The 26008-nt window shown below is 45.0% G+C and carries 25 protein-coding genes; 5 read left to right on the top strand and 20 right to left on the bottom strand.

Annotated elements, in window-relative coordinates; genetic code table 11:
* Nucleotide 1: 1 nt before the first annotated feature.
* From AM231_RS08390 to AM231_RS08360, 7 genes are all read right to left on the bottom strand, one after another.
* Complete coding sequence (locus tag AM231_RS08390; RefSeq protein WP_242615190.1) at nt 2–2380, bottom strand: heavy metal translocating P-type ATPase; 2379 nt, start codon at nt 2378–2380, stop codon at nt 2–4.
* 80 nt (nt 2381–2460) lie between these two features.
* Nucleotides 2461–2661 carry a copper chaperone CopZ gene (gene copZ, locus AM231_RS08385; RefSeq protein WP_054402224.1) on the bottom strand — a complete coding sequence of 67 codons (201 nt, stop codon included), beginning with the start codon at nt 2659–2661 and terminating at the stop codon, nt 2461–2463.
* Between the two features lie 89 nt (nt 2662–2750).
* Nucleotides 2751–2951, bottom strand: coding sequence for a copper ion binding protein (locus tag AM231_RS08380; protein ID WP_054402223.1), 201 nt, complete (start codon nt 2949–2951; stop codon nt 2751–2753).
* An 853-nt stretch (nt 2952–3804) separates the two neighbouring features.
* The gene (locus tag AM231_RS08375; RefSeq protein WP_054402222.1) at nt 3805–4461 is read right to left on the bottom strand and encodes an SGNH/GDSL hydrolase family protein; all 657 of its coding nucleotides are present in this window, start codon (nt 4459–4461) and stop codon (nt 3805–3807) included.
* 94 nt (nt 4462–4555) lie between these two features.
* Nucleotides 4556–5161: a pentapeptide repeat-containing protein gene (locus AM231_RS08370; protein ID WP_054402221.1), complete on the bottom strand. Its 606-nt coding sequence runs from the start codon at nt 5159–5161 to the stop codon at nt 4556–4558.
* A gap of 233 nt (nt 5162–5394) precedes the next feature.
* A complete protein-coding gene (locus AM231_RS08365) occupies nt 5395–5589 on the bottom strand; it encodes a hypothetical protein (protein ID WP_054402220.1) in 195 nt (64 codons plus the stop codon).
* Entirely contained in the window at nt 5573–5992 is a 420-nt protein-coding gene (locus AM231_RS08360; RefSeq protein ID WP_054402219.1) for a MerR family transcriptional regulator, read from the bottom strand. The genes AM231_RS08365 and AM231_RS08360 overlap by 17 nt, the downstream gene beginning before the upstream one ends.
* A gap of 358 nt (nt 5993–6350) precedes the next feature.
* On the opposite strand from AM231_RS08360, the gene AM231_RS08355 reads away from it, so the two are divergent.
* Entirely contained in the window at nt 6351–7307 is a 957-nt protein-coding gene (locus AM231_RS08355) for a cation diffusion facilitator family transporter (protein ID WP_054402218.1), read from the top strand.
* Nucleotides 7308–7383: 76 nt separating this feature from the next.
* On the opposite strand, the gene AM231_RS08350 is transcribed toward AM231_RS08355, so the two are convergent.
* Genes AM231_RS08350 through AM231_RS08340 form a run of 3 tightly spaced genes read right to left on the bottom strand, consistent with a single transcriptional unit; the run spans nt 7384 to nt 10322 of the window.
* On the bottom strand, nt 7384–7785 hold the full coding sequence (locus AM231_RS08350) for a c-type cytochrome (RefSeq protein ID WP_053493569.1): 402 nt from the start codon (nt 7783–7785) through the stop codon (nt 7384–7386).
* 30 nt (nt 7786–7815) lie between these two features.
* Nucleotides 7816–9531, bottom strand: a complete 1716-nt coding sequence (locus tag AM231_RS08345; RefSeq protein ID WP_054402217.1) for a GMC family oxidoreductase — start codon at nt 9529–9531, stop codon at nt 7816–7818.
* Nucleotides 9532–9557: 26 nt separating this feature from the next.
* The gene (locus AM231_RS08340) at nt 9558–10322 is read right to left on the bottom strand and encodes a gluconate 2-dehydrogenase subunit 3 family protein (protein ID WP_054402216.1); all 765 of its coding nucleotides are present in this window, start codon (nt 10320–10322) and stop codon (nt 9558–9560) included.
* 123 nt (nt 10323–10445) lie between these two features.
* On the opposite strand from AM231_RS08340, the gene AM231_RS08335 reads away from it, so the two are divergent.
* Genes AM231_RS08335 through tatC form a run of 3 tightly spaced genes read left to right on the top strand, consistent with a single transcriptional unit; the run spans nt 10446 to nt 12070 of the window.
* Nucleotides 10446–11132 carry a hypothetical protein gene (locus AM231_RS08335; RefSeq protein WP_054402215.1) on the top strand — a complete coding sequence of 229 codons (687 nt, stop codon included), beginning with the start codon at nt 10446–10448 and terminating at the stop codon, nt 11130–11132.
* 21 nt (nt 11133–11153) lie between these two features.
* Nucleotides 11154–11339, top strand: coding sequence for a twin-arginine translocase TatA/TatE family subunit (gene tatA, locus AM231_RS08330; protein ID WP_053493573.1), 186 nt, complete (start codon nt 11154–11156; stop codon nt 11337–11339).
* Entirely contained in the window at nt 11339–12070 is a 732-nt protein-coding gene (gene tatC / locus AM231_RS08325) for a twin-arginine translocase subunit TatC (RefSeq protein WP_054403572.1), read from the top strand. The genes tatA and tatC overlap by 1 nt, the downstream gene beginning before the upstream one ends.
* A gap of 104 nt (nt 12071–12174) precedes the next feature.
* Here tatC and AM231_RS08320 read toward each other — a convergent pair whose 3' ends face one another.
* The 5 genes from AM231_RS08320 to AM231_RS08300 all read right to left on the bottom strand — a co-directional run bounded on the left by AM231_RS08320 (nt 12175) and on the right by AM231_RS08300 (nt 18014).
* Nucleotides 12175–13149 (bottom strand): DUF1835 domain-containing protein, encoded by a 975-nt coding sequence (locus AM231_RS08320; protein ID WP_054402214.1) that lies wholly within the window; start codon nt 13147–13149, stop codon nt 12175–12177.
* Nucleotides 13150–13390: 241 nt separating this feature from the next.
* Nucleotides 13391–14089 (bottom strand): iron-sulfur cluster repair di-iron protein, encoded by a 699-nt coding sequence (gene ric / locus AM231_RS08315; protein WP_054402213.1) that lies wholly within the window; start codon nt 14087–14089, stop codon nt 13391–13393.
* 212 nt (nt 14090–14301) lie between these two features.
* Nucleotides 14302–15282, bottom strand: a complete 981-nt coding sequence (locus AM231_RS08310) for a helveticin J family class III bacteriocin (protein WP_054402212.1) — start codon at nt 15280–15282, stop codon at nt 14302–14304.
* Between the two features lie 229 nt (nt 15283–15511).
* Nucleotides 15512–17011 (bottom strand): malate:quinone oxidoreductase, encoded by a 1500-nt coding sequence (locus AM231_RS08305; protein ID WP_054402211.1) that lies wholly within the window; start codon nt 17009–17011, stop codon nt 15512–15514.
* A gap of 370 nt (nt 17012–17381) precedes the next feature.
* Nucleotides 17382–18014: a spore coat protein gene (locus AM231_RS08300; RefSeq protein WP_054402210.1), complete on the bottom strand. Its 633-nt coding sequence runs from the start codon at nt 18012–18014 to the stop codon at nt 17382–17384.
* 311 nt (nt 18015–18325) lie between these two features.
* On the opposite strand from AM231_RS08300, the gene AM231_RS08295 reads away from it, so the two are divergent.
* A complete protein-coding gene (locus AM231_RS08295) occupies nt 18326–19714 on the top strand; it encodes an amino acid permease (protein WP_082341564.1) in 1389 nt (462 codons plus the stop codon).
* Between the two features lie 41 nt (nt 19715–19755).
* On the opposite strand, the gene asnA is transcribed toward AM231_RS08295, so the two are convergent.
* The 5 genes from asnA to AM231_RS08270 form a co-directional block, all read right to left on the bottom strand.
* Entirely contained in the window at nt 19756–20757 is a 1002-nt protein-coding gene (gene asnA / locus AM231_RS08290) for an aspartate--ammonia ligase (RefSeq protein WP_341271617.1), read from the bottom strand.
* 142 nt (nt 20758–20899) lie between these two features.
* On the bottom strand, nt 20900–21535 hold the full coding sequence (locus AM231_RS08285; protein WP_054403570.1) for a LysE family transporter: 636 nt from the start codon (nt 21533–21535) through the stop codon (nt 20900–20902).
* A 253-nt stretch (nt 21536–21788) separates the two neighbouring features.
* The gene (locus AM231_RS08280; RefSeq protein WP_054402208.1) at nt 21789–22232 is read right to left on the bottom strand and encodes an SMI1/KNR4 family protein; all 444 of its coding nucleotides are present in this window, start codon (nt 22230–22232) and stop codon (nt 21789–21791) included.
* A gap of 251 nt (nt 22233–22483) precedes the next feature.
* Nucleotides 22484–24688 (bottom strand): heavy metal translocating P-type ATPase, encoded by a 2205-nt coding sequence (locus AM231_RS08275; RefSeq protein ID WP_054403569.1) that lies wholly within the window; start codon nt 24686–24688, stop codon nt 22484–22486.
* 292 nt (nt 24689–24980) lie between these two features.
* On the bottom strand, nt 24981–26003 hold the full coding sequence (locus AM231_RS08270) for a serine hydrolase domain-containing protein (protein WP_054402207.1): 1023 nt from the start codon (nt 26001–26003) through the stop codon (nt 24981–24983).
* Between the last annotated feature and the right edge of the window lie 5 nt (nt 26004–26008).

Raw genomic sequence — 26008 nt, 5'->3', positions numbered from 1 at the left:
TTTACTGTTTGACTTTCACTCGTTGCAATCGAAGGGCGTTGAGAACGACGGAAACGGAACTTAATGCCATTGCAGCACCCGCAACCCATGGGGCCAACAAACCAATGGCAGCAACAGGGATACCTAGGGTATTGTAACCAAGAGCCCAGAATAAGTTCTGTTTAATATTTGCCATCGTTTTGCGGCTCATGTATATTGCATCTGGAATGCTTGTCAAATCTCCACGCATAAGTGTTACATCCGCTGCTTCCATGGCAACGTCTGTCCCTGTACCAATGGCCATACCGATATCCGCCATTGCAAGTGCAGGTGCATCGTTGATTCCGTCTCCGACCATTGCAACTTTTTTACCTTGAGCTTGCAGTTTTTTCACTTCTTCTGCTTTTCCTTCAGGAAGAACTTCAGCACGAACATGATCAATTCCAACCTGAGCGGCTATTGCTTTAGCTGTCCGCTCATTGTCACCTGTAATCATGATGACTTCGATTCCCATCTCTTTCAGGCGGCTAACAGCATCCTTCGATGTTTCTTTAATCGTGTCGGCTACAGCAACCATTCCAGCATAACGGCTATCTATGGCCACCAGCATAGACGTTTTACCCGACTCTTCCAAACGTGACATCGATTCATAAGCTTTCTTCGCATCGACATCATACTTTTCCATGAGTCGGCGTGTACCAATAAGCAATTCCTTCCCTTCGACTACGGACTTGATTCCAAATCCCGGGATAGCTTCAAACGATTCTGTGCCAGGCAATTCAATGTTTTTTTCTTGAATGCCAGTTACGATTGCTTCTGCAAGCGGGTGCTCTGAGTTTTTCTCAGCCGCTCCAACCAGTCTGAGGAATTCTGCTTCATTGCCTTCAGCTAAGACATCAGTTAATTCAGGTTTACCTTTTGTTACCGTACCTGTCTTGTCTAAAATGATTGCATTAATCTTATGAGTTTGTTCCAGGTGTTCACCACCTTTAAACAAAATACCCAATTCTGCTGCGCGTCCAGATCCTGCCATAATGGATGTTGGCGTTGCCAGTCCAAGCGCACATGGACATGCGATGACAAGAATAGCAATTGCTTTTTCCAGCGCTACGGAAAATTCACCAGGTGTAACTAGGAAATACCAAACTAAGAAGGCCACAACGGCAATTCCTACAACAATCGGTACAAATATACCTGAGATTACATCAGCTACGCGCTGAATCGGCGCTTTTGACCCTTGAGCTTCTTCTACTACTTTAATAATTTGAGCAAGTGCCGTTTCTTTCCCTACTTTGGTAGCTTTAACTCGAAGAATACCGTTTTTGTTAATCGTAGCTCCAATGACTGCATCGCCAGCTCTTTTTTCTACAGGCAAGCTTTCTCCTGTAAGCATGGACTCATCTACGGATGATACGCCTTCCAAAACTTCACCATCCACAGGAACTTTGTCTCCTGGACGAACGAGTACAACATCACCTACGATTACTTCTTCTACCGGAATAGTAAGCTCTTTTCCATCACGAATAACCAAAGCTGTTTTGGCTTGCAACCCCATGAGCGATTTAATGGCCTCTGAGGTGCGGCCCTTCGCGAGTGATTCAAATAATTTCCCCAAGATGACCAAGGTAATAAGTACCGCACTTGTTTCAAAATACAGCTGCGGACCGTGATGCATGGTACCCATTCTGGACCATTCAATGGTCAAATATAAACTATAGAAGTAGGCAGCCGAAGTTCCGAGCGACACTAGAACATCCATATTCGCGCTGGCATTCCTGAGCGCCTTATAAGCACCTACATAGAACTGTTTACCGATATAGAATTGTACCGGTGTAGCCATAATGAGTTGGAACCAAGGATTCATAAATAGTTCCGGGACATATATCCAGGAAGTAAAGGAAAAGTGACCTACCATCGTCCACAATAAAGGCAAAGAGAGAATGACCGATATCAGTAATTTTCGTTTTTGATTGCTAAGTTCTTTACTCCGGTGGTCACTTGATTTTTGGTCTTCCTGTTTGACGATAGCAGTATAACCCAGTTTTTTTACTTTATTTTGCATCTCTTGAATAGAAACTTCGCCAGGAGAAAATTCAACGCGGGCTGTTTCCATTGCAAAGTTTACCGAAGCATTAGTAACCCCTGGTAGTTTGCTAAGCCCTTTTTCGATTTTGTTCGCACATGCTGCACAGGTCATACCCTCAAGATTAAATTGTGCAACTTCCGAAAGAGAGCCATATCCGAGTTTTTTAATTTTTTCCTCAAGCTGCTTTATTTCCACTTTGGCAGGATCATAGGTCACGCTTGCTTTTTCAAGTGCAAAGTTTACATTTGCTGAAGTGACCCCGTCCATTTTGCTTAACCCTTTTTCAATTTTGTTTGCGCAAGCTGCGCAAGTCATACCGGTGATTTGAATGCTCGATTGTTTCGTTTGAGCAGCGGTCGTTTCCACAGTAGATCAACTCCTTACGTTTCAATAATTTAGAGTACATCGTATCCTTGCTCTTCGATGGCTTCTTTAATTTGATCCATAGTAACCTCGCTCTCGTTAAAAGAGACATCGACCGAATCATTCTGGAGGTCCACTTTACCAGTTACACCAATCTCTTTAAGAGCACCTTCAATTGAATTTACGCAATGCTGGCAACTCATGCCTTGGACTTTTAATGTTATGTTTTTCATTTCTATCTCCCTTTCGTAGTACGAATTATTATCGTATACCCCCCTACCCTATATATAAAAACAAAAAAATTAACCCAATCCATAATCCGTCAGAGTACATCGTATCCTTGTTCTTCGATAATTTCTTTAATCTGCTCAATCGTCACTTGGTTTTCATCGAAAGTAACAACCACTGAATCATTCTGGAGGTCTACTTTACCAGTTACACCAATCTCTTTAAGTCCGCCTTCAATGGAATTCACGCAATGTTGGCAACTCATGCCTTGAACTATTAATGTGATGTTTTTCATTGTATTTCGTCCTTTCCGCTGGAGGTTTTTTAGTATCTACCTAAACTAAAAAAATTATTAGAACTGGAGGATGTGTTCAAGTTGACCTCGCAAATGAAGTATACCCCCCTACCCTATATTAAGTCAACACCTTTCTTGAAAATTTTTAATTACCGCACGCCGACAATCAAAAATTTAAGAATCTTACTTCATAAGTGTGGCTGTTTATCAATAATAAACAATTAGTTCGCCGATTTTTTGAAACCATAGAAGAAAGAACTATAAAGCACTTAAAGACTTTTGTCATGAAGACTATGTATTTTATCCACAATTTGATTTGGACAAACAGCAAGCTTTTCTCTTGTGATATTATTACGTATTTCTGAAGGCAAAATTATTGAGCAAAGATCTTTTGTTGATGTTCAAGACATCATTAGACAAATTAAAACTTAATTAAGATGAAAGAACCATTAAGGGTCTCTCTTTCATACTAGCGTGATATTAGATATAAGATCTAAGTTCTAGGAATTACGATAATACCACGTTAAAATTCTAACGAAGTGCAACCTGTGCTGCACTCTTGCCATACTTTTAACCGATTGCAGAGTGCACTGGATGACTACATGTATAGCCGTATCAAGTTTCCATCTATCCGACAACAGTAAATTTAAGTACACCACTCTTACCCATCGCAGCTTGCTTGGTGTACTATACTGCCTTTGAGTTAAATAAGCCCAGCCGATCACTTTGACCGGCGGGCTTATTGTCTTTATTGAGCTTTAGTTTCTCGTTAGTTTAAGCGCCTAATCATCTTTATTAAATGACGTCGATGACTTCATATCGGGGATGTAACAATGTTCTTGTCATCCGGCATTTATCGTATAGCCCATGGACTGTTCTGAACGACGTTCAACCATTCTTGAGCTATCAGGTGATGACCAGCTGTTGTTGGATGTATGCCATCCCATGTCCAATAATCGGGCCCTGTTTGTGCAGACACATGGTCAAACGCCGCTTGTAGCGGAACAAATAGTGTATCGAACTCTCGTGCAAGCTGCTGAATCACCAGACTATATTCATCCAATTTTTGGCGCCACACTTCCCAGTTTAGGGTTCGCGCGCCTGTCTCCATCACGAACGGCTCACATAATACGAGTCCTGTCTGTGGCAATACTTCTTTCGTTTCCTCCAAGATGTGGCGATAGGCCCTTTCAAATCTGTCGGTAGCGCCGCCTGGTGACCCATCTATGATCCGTCCTGCATCGTTTGCGCCAGCCAGAATGCTGATTAAATCCGGACACAGACTAATTGCGTCTTCATTCCATCGCGCATACATATCTGATACCCTGTTGCCACTGATCCCTCTATTGATAAATAGCGGCTGAGTTTCTGCTAATTCAAATCCCAGCTGAGCCGCAATCAAATACACATATCCATGTCCATGAATGTGATTAGGATCTTGGTCTCTTCCCCGATTTCCATCTGTTATGGAGTCGCCTTGGAACAGGATCGTTTGCCTTGACTTTATCATCCTCTTCACTTCACCTTTCTGTATGGGCTATTAGCAGCTGTCCATTTTATATTACCAATCAAACACTGCTCATTCTATCTTGTTAACCTTTATCTTAATCGACCTTGGCACCGTGAGACAGTGAGAATAACACGGACTGCTCTTTATCCATTCTCATTCCCTTAATCGTTAATGTTGTAAAATCTACTCCTTTCATATCTGCCCCTCGAACATCAGCATCCTGTAATTTCGCATTCGCCATGATTGCCATACTTAAATCACAATCTCTTAAATCGGCTTTTTCCAGATTAGCACCTGACAGATCTGCTTCATGAAATTTCACATAACGTAAATTTTGCTTAACTAATCTGGAGTGTCTCAAATTCGTATAGGACCAATCACCTTGCAAAATCGTGATTCCATCCATATTCGATCCGGAAAAATCAGATCCTGTCATTTTACAATCTTCAAATTTGGAAACAAAAAGATTGGCGCTGTTAAAGCTGCAATTCACAAATGCTGACTCCGTATGAATAGAACCGTTTAACATCGCTCCGCGAAAATCACACTCTATAAAGCGGCAGTTGCTGGATGTAATCTCTTCGAGTGATCCGTTAGTAAACGAGCACTGATTAAATGTACAGCTAATGAGCTCGCCATATCTTAAATCTTGTGTGCTGAAGTTGACTCCTTCATAATTCTGATTGCTATACTGAAACATGAGTTGCCTCCTATGTATGATTTGTAACCTTTAGTGTTATGGCTTGTCATGATAATAGAGGAAGCCATCTTCTTTTAATATAGCACACGGCTGTCAAGTACCCGCCTACACACTACAAAAAAGTCAAGCAATATATATGAACAGAAACAGCAATCTTTTTATACTTTAAATGGATTTCTATGTTTCAAAAACACGAAGCCGCCGATCGTACCGGCAGCTTCTTCATTCATTCTTTAAGCTTTTTTCACTTCATACTTAGTGACATCTACCTGCTTCCCATCCATCCAGATTGAAGGTGTCATGGATTGTCCCTCATCAATATGGTGAATCGTAATCTCACATTTCGAACATGCAAGTTCTTGAACCAACTTGACGAGAGATTGACTGTAGCTGCTCCCGTCAGAGTACACATCAATTTTCTTGCTCATGGGCTTCTCCTCCTTTAGTAATCGTGAGGAGGACCGGGCATGACATATGTGATTCGTTCGATTGACCCACGGTGCGAATCAGAAGAGCTTTCATCTCCTCCAGTTGCTTAATCTTATTCTCAATATCCATAATCTTCTCCTCTGCATGTTGACGCAGTTCTGCTTCCGTCCATACTTCTCCCATACGCAGACTCATTAGATAACGAATCTCTTCCAAAGAGAACCCAATCCCTTGTGCCTGCCGGATCCATCGGATATGCTCAATATCCAATATGCTGTACAGCCGATAACCCGCTTTGTTCCGTGGAGGCTCAGCAATTAATCCACGCCGCTCATAATACCTTATGGTTTCAAGATGAACGCCTGCGCGCTTTGCCAGTTCTCCGATCGTTATATGAGTCATGAACCGTTCCTCCTTCCACTCACGATCTTACACCCCGTACTAAGGTACAGGGTCAAGAGGGAACCCATGAGTCCATCCACCATATTGCACACTGAATTTCTATGTAGACCGGTTAAAAATTTTGGAATGATCCTAATCATCTATTATGGAATTATTCTACCTGTTTACCTGCATTCCTTCAGGGCCACTAGAGATTACCTGATGCTGATGTGATGAAACATTCTTCAACCCTCATTCATAAATTCGAATCATTTGAGAAAATATAGGTTTAGATGGATTGACAAACCAATAACAAATAATTATTATGAGTATATGAGCAGTTGTTCAAATACAAATATGTAATGTGGAGGGTTTCCATATGTCTGAGCATAACCACAGCCATAATCATGGCCATACCAAGAACAAGAAAATTCTGTTTATCTCATTTTCTATTATCACTTTGTATATGATCGTTGAAGCTTTCGGTGGCTTTATTACCAATAGCTTAGCGCTGTTATCTGATGCAGGTCATATGCTGTCTGATTCAATCTCCTTGGGGATTGCCATTCTGGCTTTCAAGTTTGGAGAGAAAGCAATAAACCATGGAAAAACCTACGGGTACAAACGATTCGAGATACTGGCCGCAACACTTAACGGAATTACATTAATCGCGATTTCGCTGTACATTTTTTATGAAGCTGTCATCCGTTTTGCAAATCCTCCTGAAGTTGCAACGACTGGTATGCTTATCATTAGCGTTATTGGTTTACTTGTTAATATCTTTGTTGCGTGGATTATGATGCGCGGTGGGGATACTCATAGCAATTTAAACATGCGCGGCGCCTACCTGCATGTCATCAGTGACATGCTCGGATCTGTGGGGGCCATTGCAGCCGCATTGTTGATGATGTTCTTTGGCTGGGGTTGGGCGGATCCTCTCGCAAGCGTCATTGTGGCAGTTCTTGTATTACGGAGTGGGTATAATGTGACCAAGGCGTCGCTACACGTTCTAATGGAAGGAGCCCCTTCTCATATTGATCTGCAAGATCTTATTAAGTCGATTCAAAATGTAGAAGGCGTCGAAGGCATCCATGATGTTCATATCTGGTCCATCACAAGTAACTTCAATGCTCTTTCAGCTCATATTGTAGTCAATGGGAATAAAACCATCTATGAATCCGAACTCATACAGCAACAAATTGAACATATGCTGGAGCATAAAGAGATTCAACATGTCACTTTACAATTAGAATCAGAGAAGCATCTACACGATCAATCCATATTATGCTCAATTAAAGGGGATGCCTCTGATATCCATTCGCATCATCATCATTAATTGAATGTGCTTCTGAGGTCATGTCGCTAAAAAAGGGTCATCCCAGCATTCGGGATGACCCTTGTATTTATTCGCTTTATTTCTTTGCGGCTAACCATTGGGACAATGTGTCGATTTCATCATCCGTCAGCTTGCCCTTGAATGCAGGCATCCCATTTCTGCCGTTTGAAATAATACCCGCGATCTCAGCCGCGTCATGTTTCCCTCCTACATTTTGCAGATTCGGGAAATTTCCTCCACCCGACAGATCCGTTGCGTGACAAGCCATACAGTTCGCATTGTATAGCGAAGTAGCTTCCGCATTCGTCGCGTCACCACCCGTTTCTCCGCCCTCGTTTCCGGCCGGCGCTTGTCCGGTCTCCGGCGCTTGCCCTGTCTCCGGCGCTGGCTCGGAAGTATTATTCCCGCCTCCGCATGCCGTGAACACCATGGCAAAAGCCGCGAGCAGCATCATAATCAGTAAGCTCTTTTTAATCATTTCGTTACCTCCTGTTGTGAATTATTTAGGCTACACTAATAACTTACCCTTTTTACTGTATTCGACTATCCCATCTGCAGCACGATATGCGAGAGCGCCGATGGTTCCTGTCGGATTATAGCCGCTATTATGAGGAAAGGCGGATGCTCCAATGACAAACAGGTTTTCCATGTCCCACATTTGCATGTGGTTGTTAATCGCTGAATTTCCGGGATTCTCCCCCATAATAACCCCTCCAGTATTATGCGTTGACTGGTAAGTCGTAATTTCGTAAGGCCCCAATTCCTTTAACTTCAAAATGTTCTGGCCGCCCATTTCCTTCACAATCTCTCCGCAGCGGTCGGACAGATATCTTGCTAGCTCACGGTCCTGATCTTCGAAGTCAAAAGTGATGCGAATTAATGGATCGCCGAACTGATCCTTGTAGGTCGGATCCAAATCTAGATAGTGGTGTCTAAATGGCATGGATGATCCTTGAGAACCAACGGTTAGCACACTGTTCGCATATTTTAAGGATTTCGCTTTAAAATCCTTTCCCCAAATTGGCGTCCCCTCCGGAACAGGATTGTTCTGGATCGGTCTTTGTCCCGTCATTGTATGGGCGATGTTCCCCCCATGGATGAACTTCAAATCCGAGTGATCGAAATTGTCACCATTGTAGTCGTCCAGGCTGACTCCCAGGCTCCCTGCGCCGGCATACAAGTTGAATTTTTGATCTTCAAAAAACCCGGCTGCGGTCCCTTTAATAACCTGATAAGCGTAGTTCTTGCCGATCACGCCTGTTCCACTTGCCGAGTCATACGGCTTGCCGATTTTGGAGAGCAGCATCAACCGAGTATTGTTAAACACATACCCTGTCGAGACAACAATATCTGCTGGTTGTTCAATCTCCTCACCGGTCGTAAGATCCGTGTACATCACCCCCGTGGCTTTGCCACCCTTATGAAGGATTCTTCTCACATAGGAAAGGGTCCGGATTTCAAACTTACCGGTTTTCTTCGCAACAGGAATGACGGTAACGACCGGATCGGCTTTCGCTCCATATTCACAACCAAACCTTTCGCAGTACCCGCAGTATTGGCAGGCTGCTCGCGATATTCCATCCGGATTCGTATAATTCTCAGACAGATTAGCCGAGGGCACCGTATAAGGGTGAAGTTTGAGCTTGTTCGCCGCCTCCGTGAACATCTTCATGGATGGCGTGTGCAGCATAGGCGGAGTCGGATAAGCATTCGAACGCTTACCTGCCATAGGATTCTCTTCACCCGAGATGCCCGTAGTCTTCTCAAACTTATCGAAGAACGGTTCAAGCTCATCGTAGGTTATGCCCCAATCCTGGATCGTCATGCCTGGGGGTATTTTATCTTTCCCATATCGATCTATTGTCATGCTCCGGATTTTGAAATCATATGGTAGGAAGCGAAAAGTCTGTCCATTCCAATGGACACCCGCACCGCCAAGCCCCTCACCCAACAGAAAAGAGCCATATGACCTCATCGGCAGCGCACGAACTTTCTCATTGCTTCGAAACGTGATCGTTTCTTTGGATAGATCCTGCATTAAATCATACCGCAGCGCATAGCGCAGCTCGTCATGAGCCATGTAATAGTCTTCGGTTACACGTTCTTTACCTCGCTCCAGCCCGACAACAGAGAGTCCTTTTTTAGTCAGTTCTGAAGCGATGATACCGCCTGCCCAGCCGACACCTATGATCACAACATCTGTCTTCGGCAATTTTTTTGCCATGTTGATACCCCTCTCGATCCTTTGTTTTATAGATGATCTCTCAGACTTTTCGGCTGCATGACCGTAAATTTCTGCTCAATGACATTCGTATACGACATTTGGTTGCCCGGGTATTCCCTCATGACCCAGCCCTTCATATCTTTGTTTCCGCCGTACAATGGATCACTATAGACTCCTTCCAAGGTACTGCTGCGGAGCAGATTAAAGAAACCGCTGGCGGAAATCGTCGATAATTTGACATCGTCATTCTGAAAAGCGGTCAGGACAGCATCCTGTTCCTCAGGCGTCAAGCTTGGAAAGTCCTTTTTATACTTGGTTTGGCTGTAATTCTGCAATTCACGGAGCCCAATATAAAAGATCTCTCTTCTTCTGAGCCGCCCCTGGTAACCTTGCGTCTTCTCACCGACATAGAATGGCGGCTGCATATAATCTCTGGCATTGAAACCCCAATCCCCAGCTAACTGGTGATCGATGAAAAAAGCAGCACCCAGCTCTTTTGCCCCAGGCCCATTATCATCCGCAGGGAATATCCGCTCAACGGCGGCTTGCGTGATCATATATTGTTCCTGGTTGAAGAACATCAAGGCTTCATTAAAGTTTCTGTTTTCATTTGGTTGAGGAGCGGGCTGGGCAGCGGGTTGCTTTTTTCCTTTTGGCAGCAAATAACCAAGTACCCCGCCCAACACAACGCCTCCTACGGCATAACCGGAGTTGGTCAGAAATTTCCGCCTCGACATCGTCTGTCCTTGGTCGGATTTCGATGGTTTAGATTGTTGTTCTTGCTCACTCAAGCTAGAGCCCTCCTACTCACTTTCATGTATTGGATAATGGGTATTGTCCCCATCAAAATTCCATTCATACATTATTCTCCATCCGGGCATGATAACTATACCAAGATGATGGAGGCGAATGTTATGAATCAATTGTGGGGCAGTTGGAAAGGTCTCTTGTTGGGCTCATCCCTGCTTCTTGCTCTAACGGCATGTTCCAATCAAGCAGCAGACAACCAACAACAACAACAGAGTCAATCCGTGAAAAAAAACAATGCCGAATCGGCGCATCTTCATGACTCGTCGGTAATTCCGAACTATCATGGACCCAAAACGCAAACGACCAATGTCTATGGAAACACCACAAGTGGAATGGGCATGTCGGTGTACAGTGTGATTGGTTCCTCCAATCTGCACGAAGGGGGCATCTCCTCCCATATTCGATCCAGACTTGCAAGTGCCGGTATTGAAGGAGTTCAGGCTTTTGTACTCAACGACACGGTAATTCTTGCTCGAACAGAATCACATGTTTCTTCGAACCGGTATGACGAAATGCAAGAGAAGGTTCTGAACCAGAATTATGGATTGTCAGGTAAGGGTGAGCCGGATCAAGGCGTAAGAGGTGCTAAGTCTGCAGATGGTGATAGTTTGGCGCAAGCCAAAGAGCAGGTGAAGAACATGTTTAATGAGGAAATTCATATTCTCACGGTAACCAATCCACAAGCACCTGTAATTATTGACCGAATCGCCACAAAACTGCACAACTCACCGAAGGATAGCTCGATCGCAAAGGATATAACCGAGTTGCTTCAGATGGCATCCAACCAATAACTAGCTGAAGGAGATGATTTCATGCCTTTCGGAAACATAGGCGTAACGGGGCTGATTCTGATTTTGTTAATCGCATTAATCATATTCGGTCCCTCCAAACTTCCCGAGCTCGGTCGTGCATTCGGCCGAACGCTAGCCGAGTTCAAAAACTCAACGCGGGAACTGGTAACCAGTGACGATGCAAGTGATGGAGATAAATTGAAATGATGGATCAGCAACAACCGGAGCAATATCTTACGGAGCACTTGACGGAGCTTCGCAAGCGGATTCTCATCACATTGGGCACCTTCTTGGTTGCCCTTTGTGCTGCTTTTCTGTATGTAGAACCGCTATACCAAAGGTTGACCCGGGATGTTGAAGGCCAGCTCCAGCTCCTCGGACCAACCGATGTCATATGGGTATATTTCATGATTGCCGGCGTGATTGCCATTGCCGTAACGATGCCTATTGCTGGATTTCAGGTATGGCGATTCGTTGCACCCGGTTTGAGCACCCTTGAACGCCGCACCTCACTTGCCTATATCCCGGCGATCGGCATTCTGTTTATTATGGGACTTGCTTTCGGCTATTTCGTTATATATCCCATGGTGCTGTCATTCCTGAACTCGCTGTCGGATAACTTCATCACAGCCTATACAGCAGAGAAGTATTTTCGCTTTATGATCCATATGACCGTTCCGTTTGGCGTGTTGTTCGAGATGCCTGTGGTCATCATGTTCTTGACCTCGCTTGGCATCCTGAATCCACTCCGTCTGGCTAAAATGCGGAAGATCGCCTATTTGCTGTTGACCATTACTGCCGTGACAATTACACCACCGGACATTGTATCGGACATTCTTGTGATTGTGCCATTGTTCCTTCTGTACGAGATCAGCGTCGGACTGTCGCGGATCGTGTACAATAAGAGGATCGCGAAGATGGAGTTACTCAGTGAGTAATTCACCTAAGGTAATTAGCAATTACAATTGTCTTGATCAAAATATAAACAGCGCGCAACGATTGCTCATCGATGCGCGCTGTTTATGTTTATGGTGCATATCTTCTATGCTAAGAATGAACCTTTAGATATACGAACAGAAAACTGGTGCATCATATTGGGTATACCTTTGAATATAAGGTGACCATCATTGACCAATGACCAGATCCGGTTGATGATATAAGAATAACTTATCAGCTGCTGTGAATTTTCCATGACTCTCTCCAGGACTTCCCCTGCCTTGACGAAATCATCAGCTGCCACGCCTTCCTGCATTTCAATAACCGATTGTATAATCACTTCATCCAGTTGATTCTCATCACCACCTATGACTTTCCCCTGTTCCCACAAGCGGATAAGATGGTCTTGGCCGGCCAACTCTATCCATTCGGAGACATATTGCTCTCTTTGATTAGCATCCAGAAGAAAACCATTACCATAGTCCCTGACAATGTCCAAGTACTTTTCGTATTCGATTAACGATTGAGCAAAAGGAGCTTTTCCCTTCTCTCCGTATGATCCTGTCTCTTCCAATATCTTTGTCAAGTTAACAATATGCACTGGTGCTTTGCGTTCCCTCAACAAAAACAATGCGAAGCGAAGTCCCGTTTGATCGTGTGCGTTATCCGCAAACCAAATCACAACCGTCTTGTTCTCTTGTATATTCCTTAACTTTTCGATCATACGCATGATTTGATGCTCTTGATTGACAAGATTTCCATAGAAGGAATCTTTGTCATGTTCCATTAACCACATTTGCCGATGCTGTTGTCCTTCCGTCGTGTGCAAATCTGTGATGGGGCCGACTGAGAAAACATCATTAAAAGCTAATACTTTATTTTCCTCCCGTTTTCCAAGCCTGCTTAGCACTACTTTCAGTGAACCCGCGTCTGAGAGACCGAACACGACATGGACGTGCGTTTGAAGTTCCTCGGCTTGCATCTGCTGTTTGTAAACGGACTCAATCTCCTCTTCAAGCAGCCGATACATGCTCTCCGAAGCTTGCTGTTCTCCCCAAACTTCTCCTGCAGCGTGATGCATCGTTCTTTGGAGCAGACGATGTAGAATTAACGTATGGCCTCTGTCTCCTAACTCAGTTAATCTCCTGTAGAGCTTATCGATGCGAATCCCCCCTATACCTACACTAATATTAAACCTAACTGTAATCGTCGTATATTTTCGGCCTGTACCTGTTATTTTAACCCAAGCTGCGATTACATTCTAACCAGTAAAAAATCAAGAAGCGCTTCCTCACATATACGAGGAAACGCTTCTATTTCAATTACACTGCTGCCCGAATACGTTCGAACAACACGTTGTTTTCAAGATGGATATGCTCGAAGGTGTCTTTTTCAAGCATCGCGAGCCGTTGATAAACCAGTCGGTACGTTCCGCATGCATCTGCCGGCAATTCGTAATCCGTCGTTACATCCCTTAGCTCTTGAAGTATTTGGCCGGCTTGAGCATGCTCCTGCTCCAGTTCAGACACATGAGGCTTAAGCTGCTCGGCAGTTTGAGGATTAGGATCTGTGACGAACTTTAAGATAAGCGGAAATACTTGATCATCCTCGTCTTGTGTATGATCCAGAAGCTCCTGTTTCAAACCTGAGAAAAGCTTCTGTACTTCAAGAAGCTCGGGACGGCGGTCGCCGTGGACACGGGCCAATTTTGTCACATACGGCGTTAGAGCCGGTAGCTCCTCCCGCAAGAAGGCATGGTGTTTCTCCTGAATATATTCAATCAGTTCCGCCTCCTTCAGTGACGATGGACGGCTCTCAAGGTAATCTGCAAACTTGTTCTCCAAGGATTGCACTTGCTTTAACACGGCTGCAGGATCCAACTGGCGCTGTTTAGCCGCCTCTTCCAATGGCACCTGCCCTCCGCAACAAAAATCAATGCGAAGTGATCGGAATACATCCGCTGTCTGCGGAACAGCTGTTACAATATCGGATACAAGAGTCTGAAGTGTAAATGAACTCATATTGAAGCCTCCTCTATAATGATTCGTTTTGTGATAAAATTCACTTCTTATGACTCAAGTATATGAAACTTCTTCCGTCACCACTGTGATTACAATCATACTGAAATGCAACACTCTGTGAATTCGCAGTTACCATCCTATGTGATTGTTTGCGGTAAAAAGGCTGCCCCAAGCAATAGCTCGGCGGCAGCCTAGTAACTGTCCTTGATCTATTAATTAAATATGCTGTCAGCAACATAATAGATCTTTTGTGTGTTTTTCTTGTTCACAGGATCTGTCACGATGGTAAAATACACATTTCCATTCTTCGTTTGCACACCCTCAATTTCATGATTGCCCACATTCGTAATCTTTACAAGAGTCTTATAAGCCCCTGAACTTGTTATCAATGCGATTTGCGGGGTTTCACCTTCTGCTCCGCCTGAGGTAAATATTTTCGTTTGACCGAGCAGGTCAACTCCCTGAAATGATCCATTGGGTCTGATAATATTACTCCCGGACTGAGTAAAGCTGGTGACCGCAGCATTTACCGCAGCCACGCTATCCATCCGCACCTGTTGGTTGCTATCCAGCAGCTTATTTAATGCAACGGTGTCGTAAATGGACCAAGTCACGGTTTTCTCAGCAGTTTGCACACGGAAGACCGTGTGGGTACTATTACCACCGCCATCAACACGGTAAGTTTCACCTAATCGACTGCCCGTCTTATTCGCGTAATTCATATAGGTGAATCGCGGAAGTGCCGTATAATCCACTGTCTTGCCTGCTGTGTATTGGAGTCTAGCGACTTGGAGAGACCAGTAATAATCGGTAGATGGATCGGCCTTAGAACTGAAATAAAAATAGTTTACTCCGTTGTAAGTATACATATCGAGCGTTTGGCAATGCCCTGTATTGGTAACCGTCATCTCATCAACATATGTAGCGTCCTTTCCGTTAATGAGCAATCGGGATAGATAACAGGTACCCTTCGACCGCTGGGTGACGTAAATGTACTTATCCGCGATATAAGCCTTCTGAACCGCAACGTTATGATTAAGCCCTTTAAGATTGTACGCGAGCGTGGCTGAAGCATTAACTGTCTTCCCCGGCGTAGCCGCAAAAGCAGACAAGCCCGACATCCCAAACAGGAGTATAGCGAGTGACAATGAGGTCAGAACTCTCAATGATTGGTTTAATTTGAATCGATACATGAACAAACCTCCATCCATTAAAATAAGTATATTGGACAACCCGAATCCAGATAACGGGCTACCCAGTTATATTTGTCGAGTGTCACCTCCTGCCTAACTCTACAGAAAAAGTTCATTCAACATTACCCCCTGACCTGATTTATGAATCATCATTCATATGAAATAAGAAAACCCATGATCCTTAAGTGGAATCATGGGTTCGTATTATATATGGAATGATAGCCAGAGTCTAATGGTAAACCAGTTCTTTGCCGCTGAGCCCAAGCGTTTGAGCAGTTTCATTATAAATCTGTTGGAACAACTCAGGATTCTCGGCGAGCAAGAGGCCATAAGAAGGAATCATTTCTTTTATTTTCGGTTCCCATTCTTTCATATGCTGCGGGAAGCACTTCTGCAATACTTCCAGCATGACATGTACTGCAGTGGAAGCACCAGGCGAAGCGCCAAGCAGAGCAGCTACGGAGCCGTCAGAAGCACTAACTACTTCTGTACCGAACTGCAGCGTTCCCCGGCCAGCATCGGTATCTTTAATAACTTGGACGCGTTGACCAGCAACCACGATGTCCCAATCTTCACTCTTGGCATTTGGAATGAATTCTCGCAATTCTTCCATCCGCTTCTCATTTGAAAGCATGACCTGCTGGATCAGATATTTGGTGAGTGCCATTTCCTTAACACCTGCGGCCAACATTGTGATCACATTATTCGGTTTTACCGATCCGATTAAATCAAGATTCGAACCAGTTTTCAGGAACTTAGGCGAGAAGCCGGCAAACGGACCGAACAGCAATGATTTTTTGTTATCGATATATCGGGTATCCAGATGCGGAACCGACATTGGAGGTGCCCCAACTTTGGCTTTGCCGTATACCTTGGCATGATGCTGTTCGACTACCTCCGGATTGTTACATACCAGGAACAGCCCGCTTACAGGGAAACCGCCGATATGCTTCGATTCCGGGATGCCGGTTTTCTGCAGCAATGGCAGACTTCCGCCGCCACCTCCAATAAATAAAAACTTAGCCGTATGATATTCGATGACCCCGGTATTCAGATTATGAACCTTTACTTGCCACAAGCCATCATTCGTGCGTTTAATATTCTTTACGCTATGCTTGTAATTGATTTCAACGTCATTGCTCTTCAAATGTTCGAATAACATACGCGTTAAAGCGCCAAAGTTTACGTCCGTTCCGGAGTTGATTTTGGTTGCGGCGATTGGTTCACTCGAAGTACGGCCGTCCATAATTAGCGGAATCCATTCCTCTAATTTATCGACGTCATCGGAAAATTCCATGCCTTGAAATAATGGATTGATTGACAGCGCTTCAAAACGCTTTTTCAAAAAGGCTACATTCTTTTCGCCTTGAACGAGACTCATATGAGGTATGGGCATAATGAAATCCTGCGGATTCCGAATCAGATTATGTTTCACAAGATAGGACCAGAATTGCCTTGAAAGCTGGAACTGCTCATTGATCTTGATGGCTTTGCTGATATCTATAGATCCATCGGGTCTCTCGGATGTATAGTTGAGTTCGCATAATGCGGCATGGCCAGTTCCTGCGTTATTCCATTCGTTAGAGCTTTCTTCTCCTGCGCTTCCGAGCTTCTCAAACACTTTGATATCCCATTCAGGTACCAACTCTTTCAGTATAGATCCTAATGTGGCGCTCATAACTCCGGCACCAATCAAGATTACATCCGTTTTATTGTCCACGTTGCTCATGATAACCTTCCTTATCTCATATATTTGAAAAAAAGGCAGGCGCTTTTTGCTTAATGTGATTAATAAAGCAAGGCGTCTCCTGAAATCACATGGTCATTTGTGTCAATTCCAACCATATTATAGTGTATAATATATATTCAAAGTTGAAAATACCTACTGTCATCTAATCATTATAAACCATTTGATACATGTAACATAGTGTGAAGTTTCTCACAAGTGTACAGATTCAGCGCCTGTTTTTCTAGAAACCAAAAAACCAGCTCATAATGCGGACTGGTTTCATGTATGTACGATGCAATTGTTAATCAGGTAGCAGTTAACGATCAAAAAAAGCGCCGTGTCCTTTAACAGACGCGGCGCTTATCTATGATTAATGTGTCAGTTTACCAGGCATTTGCGGCTGGATTACTGCAGCTGCATAGCTGTTCTGTATATGCTGCATGTCTTGTTGTGATAATTGTGGTACTTGATAGTAGCCATGCTTATTTTGATACAGTGAGATCTCGTAAGCCATCTCGATGCAATTCGGAAGAGAGTCCGCAAGAACGCGGCGGACAACCGGATTCGTCGATTCCATCGCAGCCGTGGTTTTCATCGTGGCGCCGGACTTCACTGCGTTCAACATGCTGAGTGAAATGCATTCATCAGTCAGTTCGGCTGCAGATTGCATCGGCTTTTTCGGTTGACTTGGTTTTACACCGTAAACAAAATCATTGCCTTGTTTCATTTTGTAGCTTTTCGTCGGTTGGGACGGATCCATTCCTGATTTAAAGCACTCCAGGGTAATGTTGTATTCCTCTGTCATAAACTGCTTTTGGCGCTGCAAGATATCCCGCAGCTCCGGGTCCTGTACATGCCCGCTCAGCATGGTATAGGTATCGATCGTATTAATAGCCCCGCTCAGCACTTCGTGCACATCAAACATTTCATGACCGCCATGATTCAACTGCGGCGGAACCGTACCTGTTTGCATATTCTGATGATTTTGTGGTTGTTGATTCATTCTACACTTACCTCCATTTTTTCTTAGTTCTTTGCTTCTAAAGGACACCGAATGATATCTACCGGCTTGAAATTTTTTCGCAATTCAACCTTATTATCCATTAAGGGCGTGCAAACTATTCACATGCGTTTGCAAAATTGAGCCGTGTCTTCCGCCTGCTCTCGTGCCGTTCAGATAATAAAAAAACAGCCTTGCATCCGGTTAGTGAACCGGGCGACAAGCTGCTTCTCTCTATAACATTTATGAACTTCATTAGCAGTGCATACTCCGCCCAGCATAGGAACATGTTAACCGTAGAGGAGGAATGCGCTATGGCTTCAACTGGATGTACGAATCAAAAAGAGTCACCAAAGACATCCGATGGTGAAAGCAAAGGCCACTTGAAGTGGTGGCAACTCTCTCTGCTGGGCATTGGTTGTACAATTGGTACAGGCTACTTTCTAGGCTCAGGGATCGGTATTAAGCTAACCGGGCCCTCAATGGTATTTTCCTTCCTGATTGCTGCTCTCGGCACCTATATCGTCTTTCACTTCCTGGCGAAGATGACAACGGCTGATCCGCAAGAAGGATCCTTTTGCTATTATGCGGGAAAAGCTTTTGGCCGCTGGGCCCGTTTCGGTAGCGCCTGGAATTATTGGAGCACGAAAATCCTGATCATGGGCAGCCAGCTCACTGCGCTTTCGATTCTGACTAAATTCTGGTTCCCCGATATCCCGCTTTGGATATTCGCTGCCATCTATGCCGTATTATCGATCGGTGTAGTGCTGCTCGGTACCAAAGGATTCGATAAAGTGGAGAATGTGTTGGCCGTCATTAAAACGGCGGCAATTCTCATGTTCATTCTGCTCTCCATTATCGCCCTCATGGGCTGGATTCGTGGCGGAAGCGATGATAGGCCAGGCTTTCCGAACTCATACGGCGAGGTATTCCCTGGAGGTTTCCCAGCCTTCTGGTCTTCGCTATTGTATGCCTTTTACGCTTATGGAGGGGTGGAGACGATTGGCCTAATGTCCATGCAGCTCAAGAACAAAAAGGATGCGCCGAAATCCGGCAAGGTCATGCTCTTGGGTCTTACGGTAATCTATATGATCTCCATCGGACTGGTTGTCTTCATGGTGTCCTACAAACTCTTGAGCGAGAAAGAAAGTCCCTTCGTCACCGCGCTTTCCAGCTATCCGCTAACCTTCTTCCCCCATGTATTCAATGGAGCGATTATTATGGCCGGATTTTCGACAATGAGCGCTTCCTTGTTTGCAGTTGTGAATTTGCTTGTAACAATGGCCAAGGATGGCGACGCACCGAATATATTCACTAAGAAACTGGAGAAGTTCAAGAAGCTGCCTCTACCCTCGCTGGTGCTGGCAGCAGTAGGCTTGTCCGCTTCGATCATAACCGCGCTGCTCTTACCCGGAAAAATATACGAATATATTACAACCGCAGCCGGCATCCTGCAGATGTATAATTGGACCTTCATTATCATTTCGGCATATAAGATCCTTAAAATAAAAACATGGGATGTAATTTTAGGCGGTGCCGGGATCTTACTTCTTCTGGGTGCCGTAACGGGTACCATAATGGAAAAGAGCATTCGACCCGGTTTTTTTGTCAGTCTGATCTTGGCTGCATTGGTTGCAGGGGTTACGCTGATCATGGTTCGGATCTGGAATAAGATGCAGACCAATGCAATCGAAAACTCATGAAGAAAGGATATCTCACAGCGAGATATCCTTTCTTTCTATGCCTACAGAAGCGGAATATTGCCTTCTTGGCATTCTTTAATTGTTTTATCATTCCAAACAGAGACCTGTACTTCACCGATATGCGCTTTTTTCAGAAAGAACATACACAGTCTGGATTGACCAATACCTCCCCCAATGGTAGCCGGTAGTTCGCCCGAAAGGACGGCTTGGTGGAAGTCCAGGCTTAATCGTTCCTGATTGCCGCTAACTGAGAGCTGCTGGCGCAGCGTTTGTGCATCTACCCGGATGCCCATTGAAGATATCTCTACTGCACAATTCAAAACCGGATACCACAGTACGATATCTCCATTCAGCGACCAATCATCATAATCCGGCGAGCGTCCATCATGAACTCGCCCTGAATTTAGCACTCCACCAATCTGCATGATAAACACGGCGCCATATTCCCTGGTTATTTCCTGCTCTCTCTCTTTGGGAGACAGCGCAGGATATCGATCTTCCAGCTCCTGTGCCGTTATAAAGTGAATTCGTTCCGGGAGAATCGGTTCCAGGCTCGAATGGAATTCACACATATACTTTTCTGTAGACTTCAGCACATCATAAATTCGTTTCACTTCAGTTTGCAAGGTGCTCATATTCCGCATAGGTTCAGAGATAATCTTTTCCCAATCCCATTGATCTACATATATGGAGTGCAAATTGTCCATTACCTCATCACGTCTGATCGCTTTCATGTCGGTGTATAACCCTTCTCCTCTTGAGAAGCCGTATTGGGCAAGGGCTGCTCTCTTCCACTTCGCCAGGGATTGGACAATCTCGACACGCGCTTCCTTCATATCCATAACATCAAATGATACGGTCCGCTCCGTGCCGTTCAAGTTATCATTAATGCCGGTACCTTCTCGGACCAATACCGGAGCCGATACTTTGGTTAATTGGAGCTCCTGCCCCAACCGGGTCTGGAAAAATGATTTCATATTCTGAATGGCCGCCGCCGTTTCCTTCTTATCCAAAATGGATTCGTAACGCTCAGGAATTACAATAGCTCTCAACAAATAGTCTCCGTCCTCTCAAAGAGAAATGTATGCGTCTGCCTATTGAACGTAAAATCAGTGTATGTTTAACCCGTTTCCTTGTCACCTTGTCCCATACCTATTGGATATAAATAGGCGGATAATCATTCGCTCAGCCAATCAGTGCCAGAATGCCTTCAATGCCAAAATAGACGCCGAAACCAATGAGAGATACTCCCGAAATTACAGAAATAGCCCTCAGCATCTTCTCGTTCAAGAATCGACGCAGACCTGTCGTTAAACCGGCCACGCACAAGTCCCAAAGGAAGAGACCCAAAAAAATCATGCTGCTATATATGAGCAAGTGGTTCGTGCCGAATGTAGAAGCAGTTTTAGCAAGAATTGAACCGTAAATCCCGAGCCAGAAAAGAATGGATAACGGGCTTGTAATCGACATGAAAAATCCGAGTAAAAAACAACTCAGCATGGAATCCTTTTTACTTGCTGCCGAACGAACATCCAGTGTATTCAATTTCATAACACTTTCAATGCCGCTGTATATTAAGACAAATCCCCCGAACAGCCACAGAAAAATTTGCACGATCGGTATGTTGAGAAATTGGACAAGCCCCAAATAGATCAGCAGCATAAAAATAGCATCCGCCAGCATCGAGCCTGTTCCTACGATCCATGCATGCCAAAAGCCGTTCTTGATCCCTTTATCCAGTCTGGCTGAGTTGACCGGCCCAATGGGGGCGGCCAAAGTTACTCCTAATATAACGTAACTAATTAACAAATTCACATTCAACCGCATTCAACCCCCGCATCCGAATACAAAGCTTGTACATTTTATGTGAAAAACGGGGGCGGATATGCCTCTTAAACTTAAATATATAAAAAACCAGTCTTGGGAAGCAGGTAAGTTAACCACTATCAATATGTTTTCTTCGCTCGGTATGTATAGTTCCCTTCGCCAAGGGAGATTGCTTTGCGTATTCTTCTCGTTCGACCTTGTTGATTCCGTTGTAGACCGCTGTATCAATCAACAACTTAAGAATGACTTACCATTCATAAAAATTGTCCTCGATGAGCGCCTCAAAGGAATCTGCCAAAAATTTGACCTCTCCTGTGTCGTGATAGCAGATGAACACCTTTCCCGTCTGATCGATAATAATCGGATCGCCAGAACCGTCGATTGAAATGACATAACTGACTCGTAATTCTTCTCCAAAAGGAAGCTCCTTACATTGCTCACGGAAATCCAGCGTTAAATCAACGATCGTTTCATTTCCGATACTGGAACCATTAGAGAATGCGTGTATCGGAAGACCCGCATATGCTCCGCCGAACATTCTTATAAAACGTAAATAGTCCTCATGAAAACTTACATTCAGCAACTGCTCTGCATGTGAGATTTCCTCTTGGGTTGCCGGACATCCTACTAGTGAGGCCCGATCCTCCCTTGACAGGAATTTCTGTAATCTTTCCATTAATGCTTCATTCATAGATAATTCGCTCCTTGCCAACGAATCAAACCATCTCAAGTTGAAGATCAATACCGACAATGAATGTAACATACCGCAAGGTAAGCTTCATACCAATAAGGACCTGCCGCTAGCATGGTTTGGCTTTCCTTTCTCACAACCAATCTCATTTCCTTTATATGAGATATTCTAACAGAATTGATAGGAATTGAGAATCTTAAGATTTCTCCATGATCGTGATCGTAGCGTCACGCTTTCTGGATTTCAACCATTCAGCTGGTTAAGCCCATCTTAATCGTTCTCTTCAAGCTGACCTGAAGCCTAAGCGCATTTGCAACAACGAGTACAGAGCTTGCCGCCATGCCCATGCAAGCAATTCGCGGGTCTAAATAACCGCAAGCTGCGAGTGGCACGGTAACCGTATTATACAGCAGGGCAAAGAGCAGATTCTGATGAACATTCCGCATCGTTTGGCGGCTCCAGGTATAGGCATCGATAATATGGCTCAGTCTGTTTCCGATCAGCACAATGTCTCCGGCTTGTTTAGCAGCATCCGTACCACCACCCATTGCCATACCCACATCTGCCGCCGCAAGCGCAGCTGCATCGTTGATGCCATCGCCAACCATGGCGACAGATCGCCCTTGCTGCTGAAGCTCACGAATCAATGTCAGTTTGTCCTCAGGAAGCATGCCCGCACGCACCTTGACCTGGTCAATCCCTGCATGGATAGCTACGGCAGCAGCTGCCGGCTCCTCATCCCCAGTTACCATCCATACCTCGGCTCGGCGCTGTAATGCCTGTACAACCTTCCTTGCGTCTTCCTTAAGTTCGTCAATCAGTACCAGCGTACCGATAAACTTATCGTTCACGGCGATATAGAGCCTCGTATAGCCGGGTTGGTCTGGCTGATCCTTAAAATGTATGTCTTGCTCCAGCAGCCATCTCCGGTTTCCTACAACAACGCGTTTTCCGGCTACATAACCCTCCATCCCTCTGCCTGCCGTCTCCAGAAAATTCTGTGCTTCCGAATAGATGGATTGTTTGTCGCGGGCGGCTCGTACAATGGCTTGTGCGAGCGGATGAGCCGACTGGGAAGCTAGCGCAGCCGATATGGATAGCATATAAGCCTTATGACTGCCGTCGGCTGGATGAATGGCCGTGACCTGGGGAGAGCCTTCTGTCAACGTGCCTGTCTTATCCAAGAGGATGATATTGGTTCGCCGTAATTTTTCCAGAGAGCCGCCGTCTTTAAAGAGAACACCTCTTTGGGCTGACGAACCCGTAGCGATCAGAATGGATACCGGCGTAGCCAAGCCAAGAGCACAGGGACAGGCGATCAGCAGAACAGACAGTGCATGGCGCATGGCCGTTTCAGGAGCATCCGAAGCCTGGGAGAACCATAGCCACCCAGCATAAGTGAGCACAGCACAACCAATCATCAAAGGTACAAAATATGCCGCTATTCGGTCAACGGTTCGCTGGATGGCCGGTTTACCCTGCTGCGCAGTCTCGATCAGCCCGATCATTTGAGATAAACGGGTGCCAGCATGATTCTTATCCGCTACAATGTCCAAGCTGCCTACCAGACATCTAGTACCTGCATATACGCGATCCTCTCTTGCCTTGGCCACCGTTGTGCTTTCCCCTGTTAGCATGGATTCATCGGCATCCGCCATCCCCGACTGTACGTAACCATCCACGGAGATCCATTCGCCTTGCTTCACTCGAATACGGTCCCCAATCTGCACCTGATCTGCTGTAATCCACTCTTCCCCTTGGTTACGTGCGATTCGAACCCGCTTAACCTGAAGGGCATATAAGGAACTAAGCTGTTTCAGTGCTCGGCCTTTGGCCATCGTCTCAAGCCACTTGCCTAGTAAAACTGCCGTCATCGCCATCGCGATTGTATCAAAATATAACGTGGGATGAGTTAGGCTATGTCTCGATTCGAACATAACGAAGTGGCTGTAAAAATAAGCTGCAGAGGTGCTTAACGCAACAAGGGTATCCATATTTGCCGTACGATGGATTAGTGCCTGGTAAGCACCGTAATAGAAAGGATAACCTACACCAAACTGAAGCACAGTAGCGAGCACCCATTGGAAGACCGGCTCCATGAACAAACTCGGCGTCCAATGTGCAGGCCAGAGGGGGATATGCGCCATCATCGCCCAGATGAGCGGGACTGATAAACAAGCAGCACTGATAAACCTCATGCGGTATGCCTCTATTTCCGCCTTGTTCCCTTCCTTGGGATCAGACAGCCGATCATGCGCGCCATAGCCAAGTTTTTCGATTTTCTCCAGGATTGACTTCAATCCAATCTGCTTCGGTTCATAATGTATGGTCGCTTGTGACAAGGCGAGACTGACACGAACGGACTGAATGCCTTCCAATTTTCGAAGAACTTTTTCGATTCGGGCTGCACAAGCTGTACATGTCATTCCCGTCACATGAATTTGATGCAGCTTCACCAAGGTTGATCTCCCCCTGCTTACCGTCGTTTTCGCTTGTCCCTATATTGTATGAACATGCGCGTATAATCAGAATGATAAGGAGGAGCCATGTATATCTTTCCTATCTGCATACAATACTAGTTACAAGAAAAAAGCCGCTAGCTTAAACTGCACCCCATTTGTTAGACACTCTCTAACAGTTGGAGATGCAGTTCAGCTTGACGGCTTCTTCTATATAGATAGAATTCTATAGTGACACCTTACCTTCGTTATCCGGTTTTGATACCTGAAGCATTATTGATATCCTATGCTAGTCAACGATAGCCGGGATAACATGTTCTTTGATCAAGCTCCACCGATCCTTTGGATTGACGGAAAAAGCGGATGCAATCGCAACGACCATATCTTTTTCCGGAATACAGCAGATGATATTGCCTCCATCACCTATGGCCGAGTATGTTGATAGGCCGTCTTCTTCGCGCAACCACCACAGATAGCCATAATGGTTGGCGTTCATCGCCGTTGATTGGTCTATCCACTGCTCCGAAAGTATCGGCTGACTGTCCCATATGCCGCGGTTCAGATATAGAAATCCAAAACGAGCCATATCCTGAGGACTCAATGTAAGTCCCCACCCACCAGTAGAATGACCGGCCGGGTCTTTGACCCATCCCCTGACGTCTTTTCCGAATAACTCATCAAATCCGAATGAGCCCATGTCATAATCCGGAATTTCATTCATGCCAATCGGTTTGAACAAGTGTTCGTTTGCGAACTCGCGGGCACTTTGTCCGGTACTGCGGGAGATGATAGCCGATAGAAGATGAGCCCCGGCGGTAGAATATTTAAATGCCCCTACCCTTCCTCCTTCTCCCAGCATATCCAGTGTATACTTCACCCAGTCGGATTGCATGCACAGCTTGTCGAGCGGCTCGTGCCAGTCCTCAAATGGATAAGGTGCCGTCATTGTGAGAAGATGGCGTATCGTGATATCTCGTATTTGTCGGTCTGCAGCCTCTTGTCCATATTCGGGGAAAAAGTCCAGCACCTTCTGATCTGCATGTTGAATATAGCCTGAATGGATGGCGATGCCAATGAGAGCGGATAGAACACTTTTCGTAACCGATGCCATATGGTGCGTATCCTTCGGACCATATCCATTTGCATATTGTTCAAACGCGATAGAGCCATTTCTAACAATGACCATGCCATTGATATCAGGGTATTCTGATTGAATTATTACTTCCAGCTCCGCAAGCTTGTCTGCATTCATTCGCGAGGCTGCTGGGTCTTGGCTTTGCCAAGCTGTCGTTGGCCAGTAGGTTCTTTTCATTGAAA

It is taken from the genome of Paenibacillus solani (genome assembly GCF_001277345.1).
Taxonomy (GTDB): domain Bacteria; phylum Bacillota; class Bacilli; order Paenibacillales; family Paenibacillaceae; genus Paenibacillus_AQ; species Paenibacillus_AQ solani.
This window is presented reverse-complemented; position numbering and strand designations above follow the sequence as displayed.

What these genes read in the sequence shown, in the direction of transcription:
- AM231_RS08270 (WP_054402207.1), bottom strand. Translation starts at nt 26,003, where the DNA reads ATGAAAAGAACCTACTGGCCAACGACAGCTTGGCAAAGCCAAGACCCA.
- tatA (WP_053493573.1), top strand. Translation starts at nt 11,154, where the DNA reads ATGCCTTTCGGAAACATAGGCGTAACGGGGCTGATTCTGATTTTGTTA.
- ric (WP_054402213.1), bottom strand. Translation starts at nt 14,089, where the DNA reads ATGAGTTCATTTACACTTCAGACTCTTGTATCCGATATTGTAACAGCT.
- AM231_RS08295 (WP_082341564.1), top strand. Translation starts at nt 18,326, where the DNA reads ATGGCTTCAACTGGATGTACGAATCAAAAAGAGTCACCAAAGACATCC.
- AM231_RS08365 (WP_054402220.1), bottom strand. Translation starts at nt 5,589, where the DNA reads ATGAGCAAGAAAATTGATGTGTACTCTGACGGGAGCAGCTACAGTCAA.
- AM231_RS08335 (WP_054402215.1), top strand. Translation starts at nt 10,446, where the DNA reads ATGAATCAATTGTGGGGCAGTTGGAAAGGTCTCTTGTTGGGCTCATCC.
- AM231_RS08310 (WP_054402212.1), bottom strand. Translation starts at nt 15,282, where the DNA reads ATGTATCGATTCAAATTAAACCAATCATTGAGAGTTCTGACCTCATTG.
- AM231_RS08320 (WP_054402214.1), bottom strand. Translation starts at nt 13,149, where the DNA reads ATGCATCACGCTGCAGGAGAAGTTTGGGGAGAACAGCAAGCTTCGGAG.
- AM231_RS08345 (WP_054402217.1), bottom strand. Translation starts at nt 9,531, where the DNA reads ATGGCAAAAAAATTGCCGAAGACAGATGTTGTGATCATAGGTGTCGGC.
- AM231_RS08390 (WP_242615190.1), bottom strand. Translation starts at nt 2,380, where the DNA reads ATGACTTGCGCAGCTTGCGCAAACAAAATTGAAAAAGGGTTAAGCAAA.
- AM231_RS08300 (WP_054402210.1), bottom strand. Translation starts at nt 18,014, where the DNA reads ATGAATCAACAACCACAAAATCATCAGAATATGCAAACAGGTACGGTT.
- AM231_RS08305 (WP_054402211.1), bottom strand. Translation starts at nt 17,011, where the DNA reads ATGAGCAACGTGGACAATAAAACGGATGTAATCTTGATTGGTGCCGGA.
- AM231_RS08350 (WP_053493569.1), bottom strand. Translation starts at nt 7,785, where the DNA reads ATGATTAAAAAGAGCTTACTGATTATGATGCTGCTCGCGGCTTTTGCC.
- AM231_RS08280 (WP_054402208.1), bottom strand. Translation starts at nt 22,232, where the DNA reads ATGAATGAAGCATTAATGGAAAGATTACAGAAATTCCTGTCAAGGGAG.
- AM231_RS08375 (WP_054402222.1), bottom strand. Translation starts at nt 4,461, where the DNA reads ATGATAAAGTCAAGGCAAACGATCCTGTTCCAAGGCGACTCCATAACA.
- AM231_RS08360 (WP_054402219.1), bottom strand. Translation starts at nt 5,992, where the DNA reads ATGACTCATATAACGATCGGAGAACTGGCAAAGCGCGCAGGCGTTCAT.
- tatC (WP_054403572.1), top strand. Translation starts at nt 11,339, where the DNA reads ATGGATCAGCAACAACCGGAGCAATATCTTACGGAGCACTTGACGGAG.
- copZ (WP_054402224.1), bottom strand. Translation starts at nt 2,661, where the DNA reads ATGAAAAACATAACATTAAAAGTCCAAGGCATGAGTTGCCAGCATTGC.
- AM231_RS08370 (WP_054402221.1), bottom strand. Translation starts at nt 5,161, where the DNA reads ATGTTTCAGTATAGCAATCAGAATTATGAAGGAGTCAACTTCAGCACA.
- AM231_RS08355 (WP_054402218.1), top strand. Translation starts at nt 6,351, where the DNA reads ATGTCTGAGCATAACCACAGCCATAATCATGGCCATACCAAGAACAAG.
- AM231_RS08380 (WP_054402223.1), bottom strand. Translation starts at nt 2,951, where the DNA reads ATGAAAAACATCACATTAATAGTTCAAGGCATGAGTTGCCAACATTGC.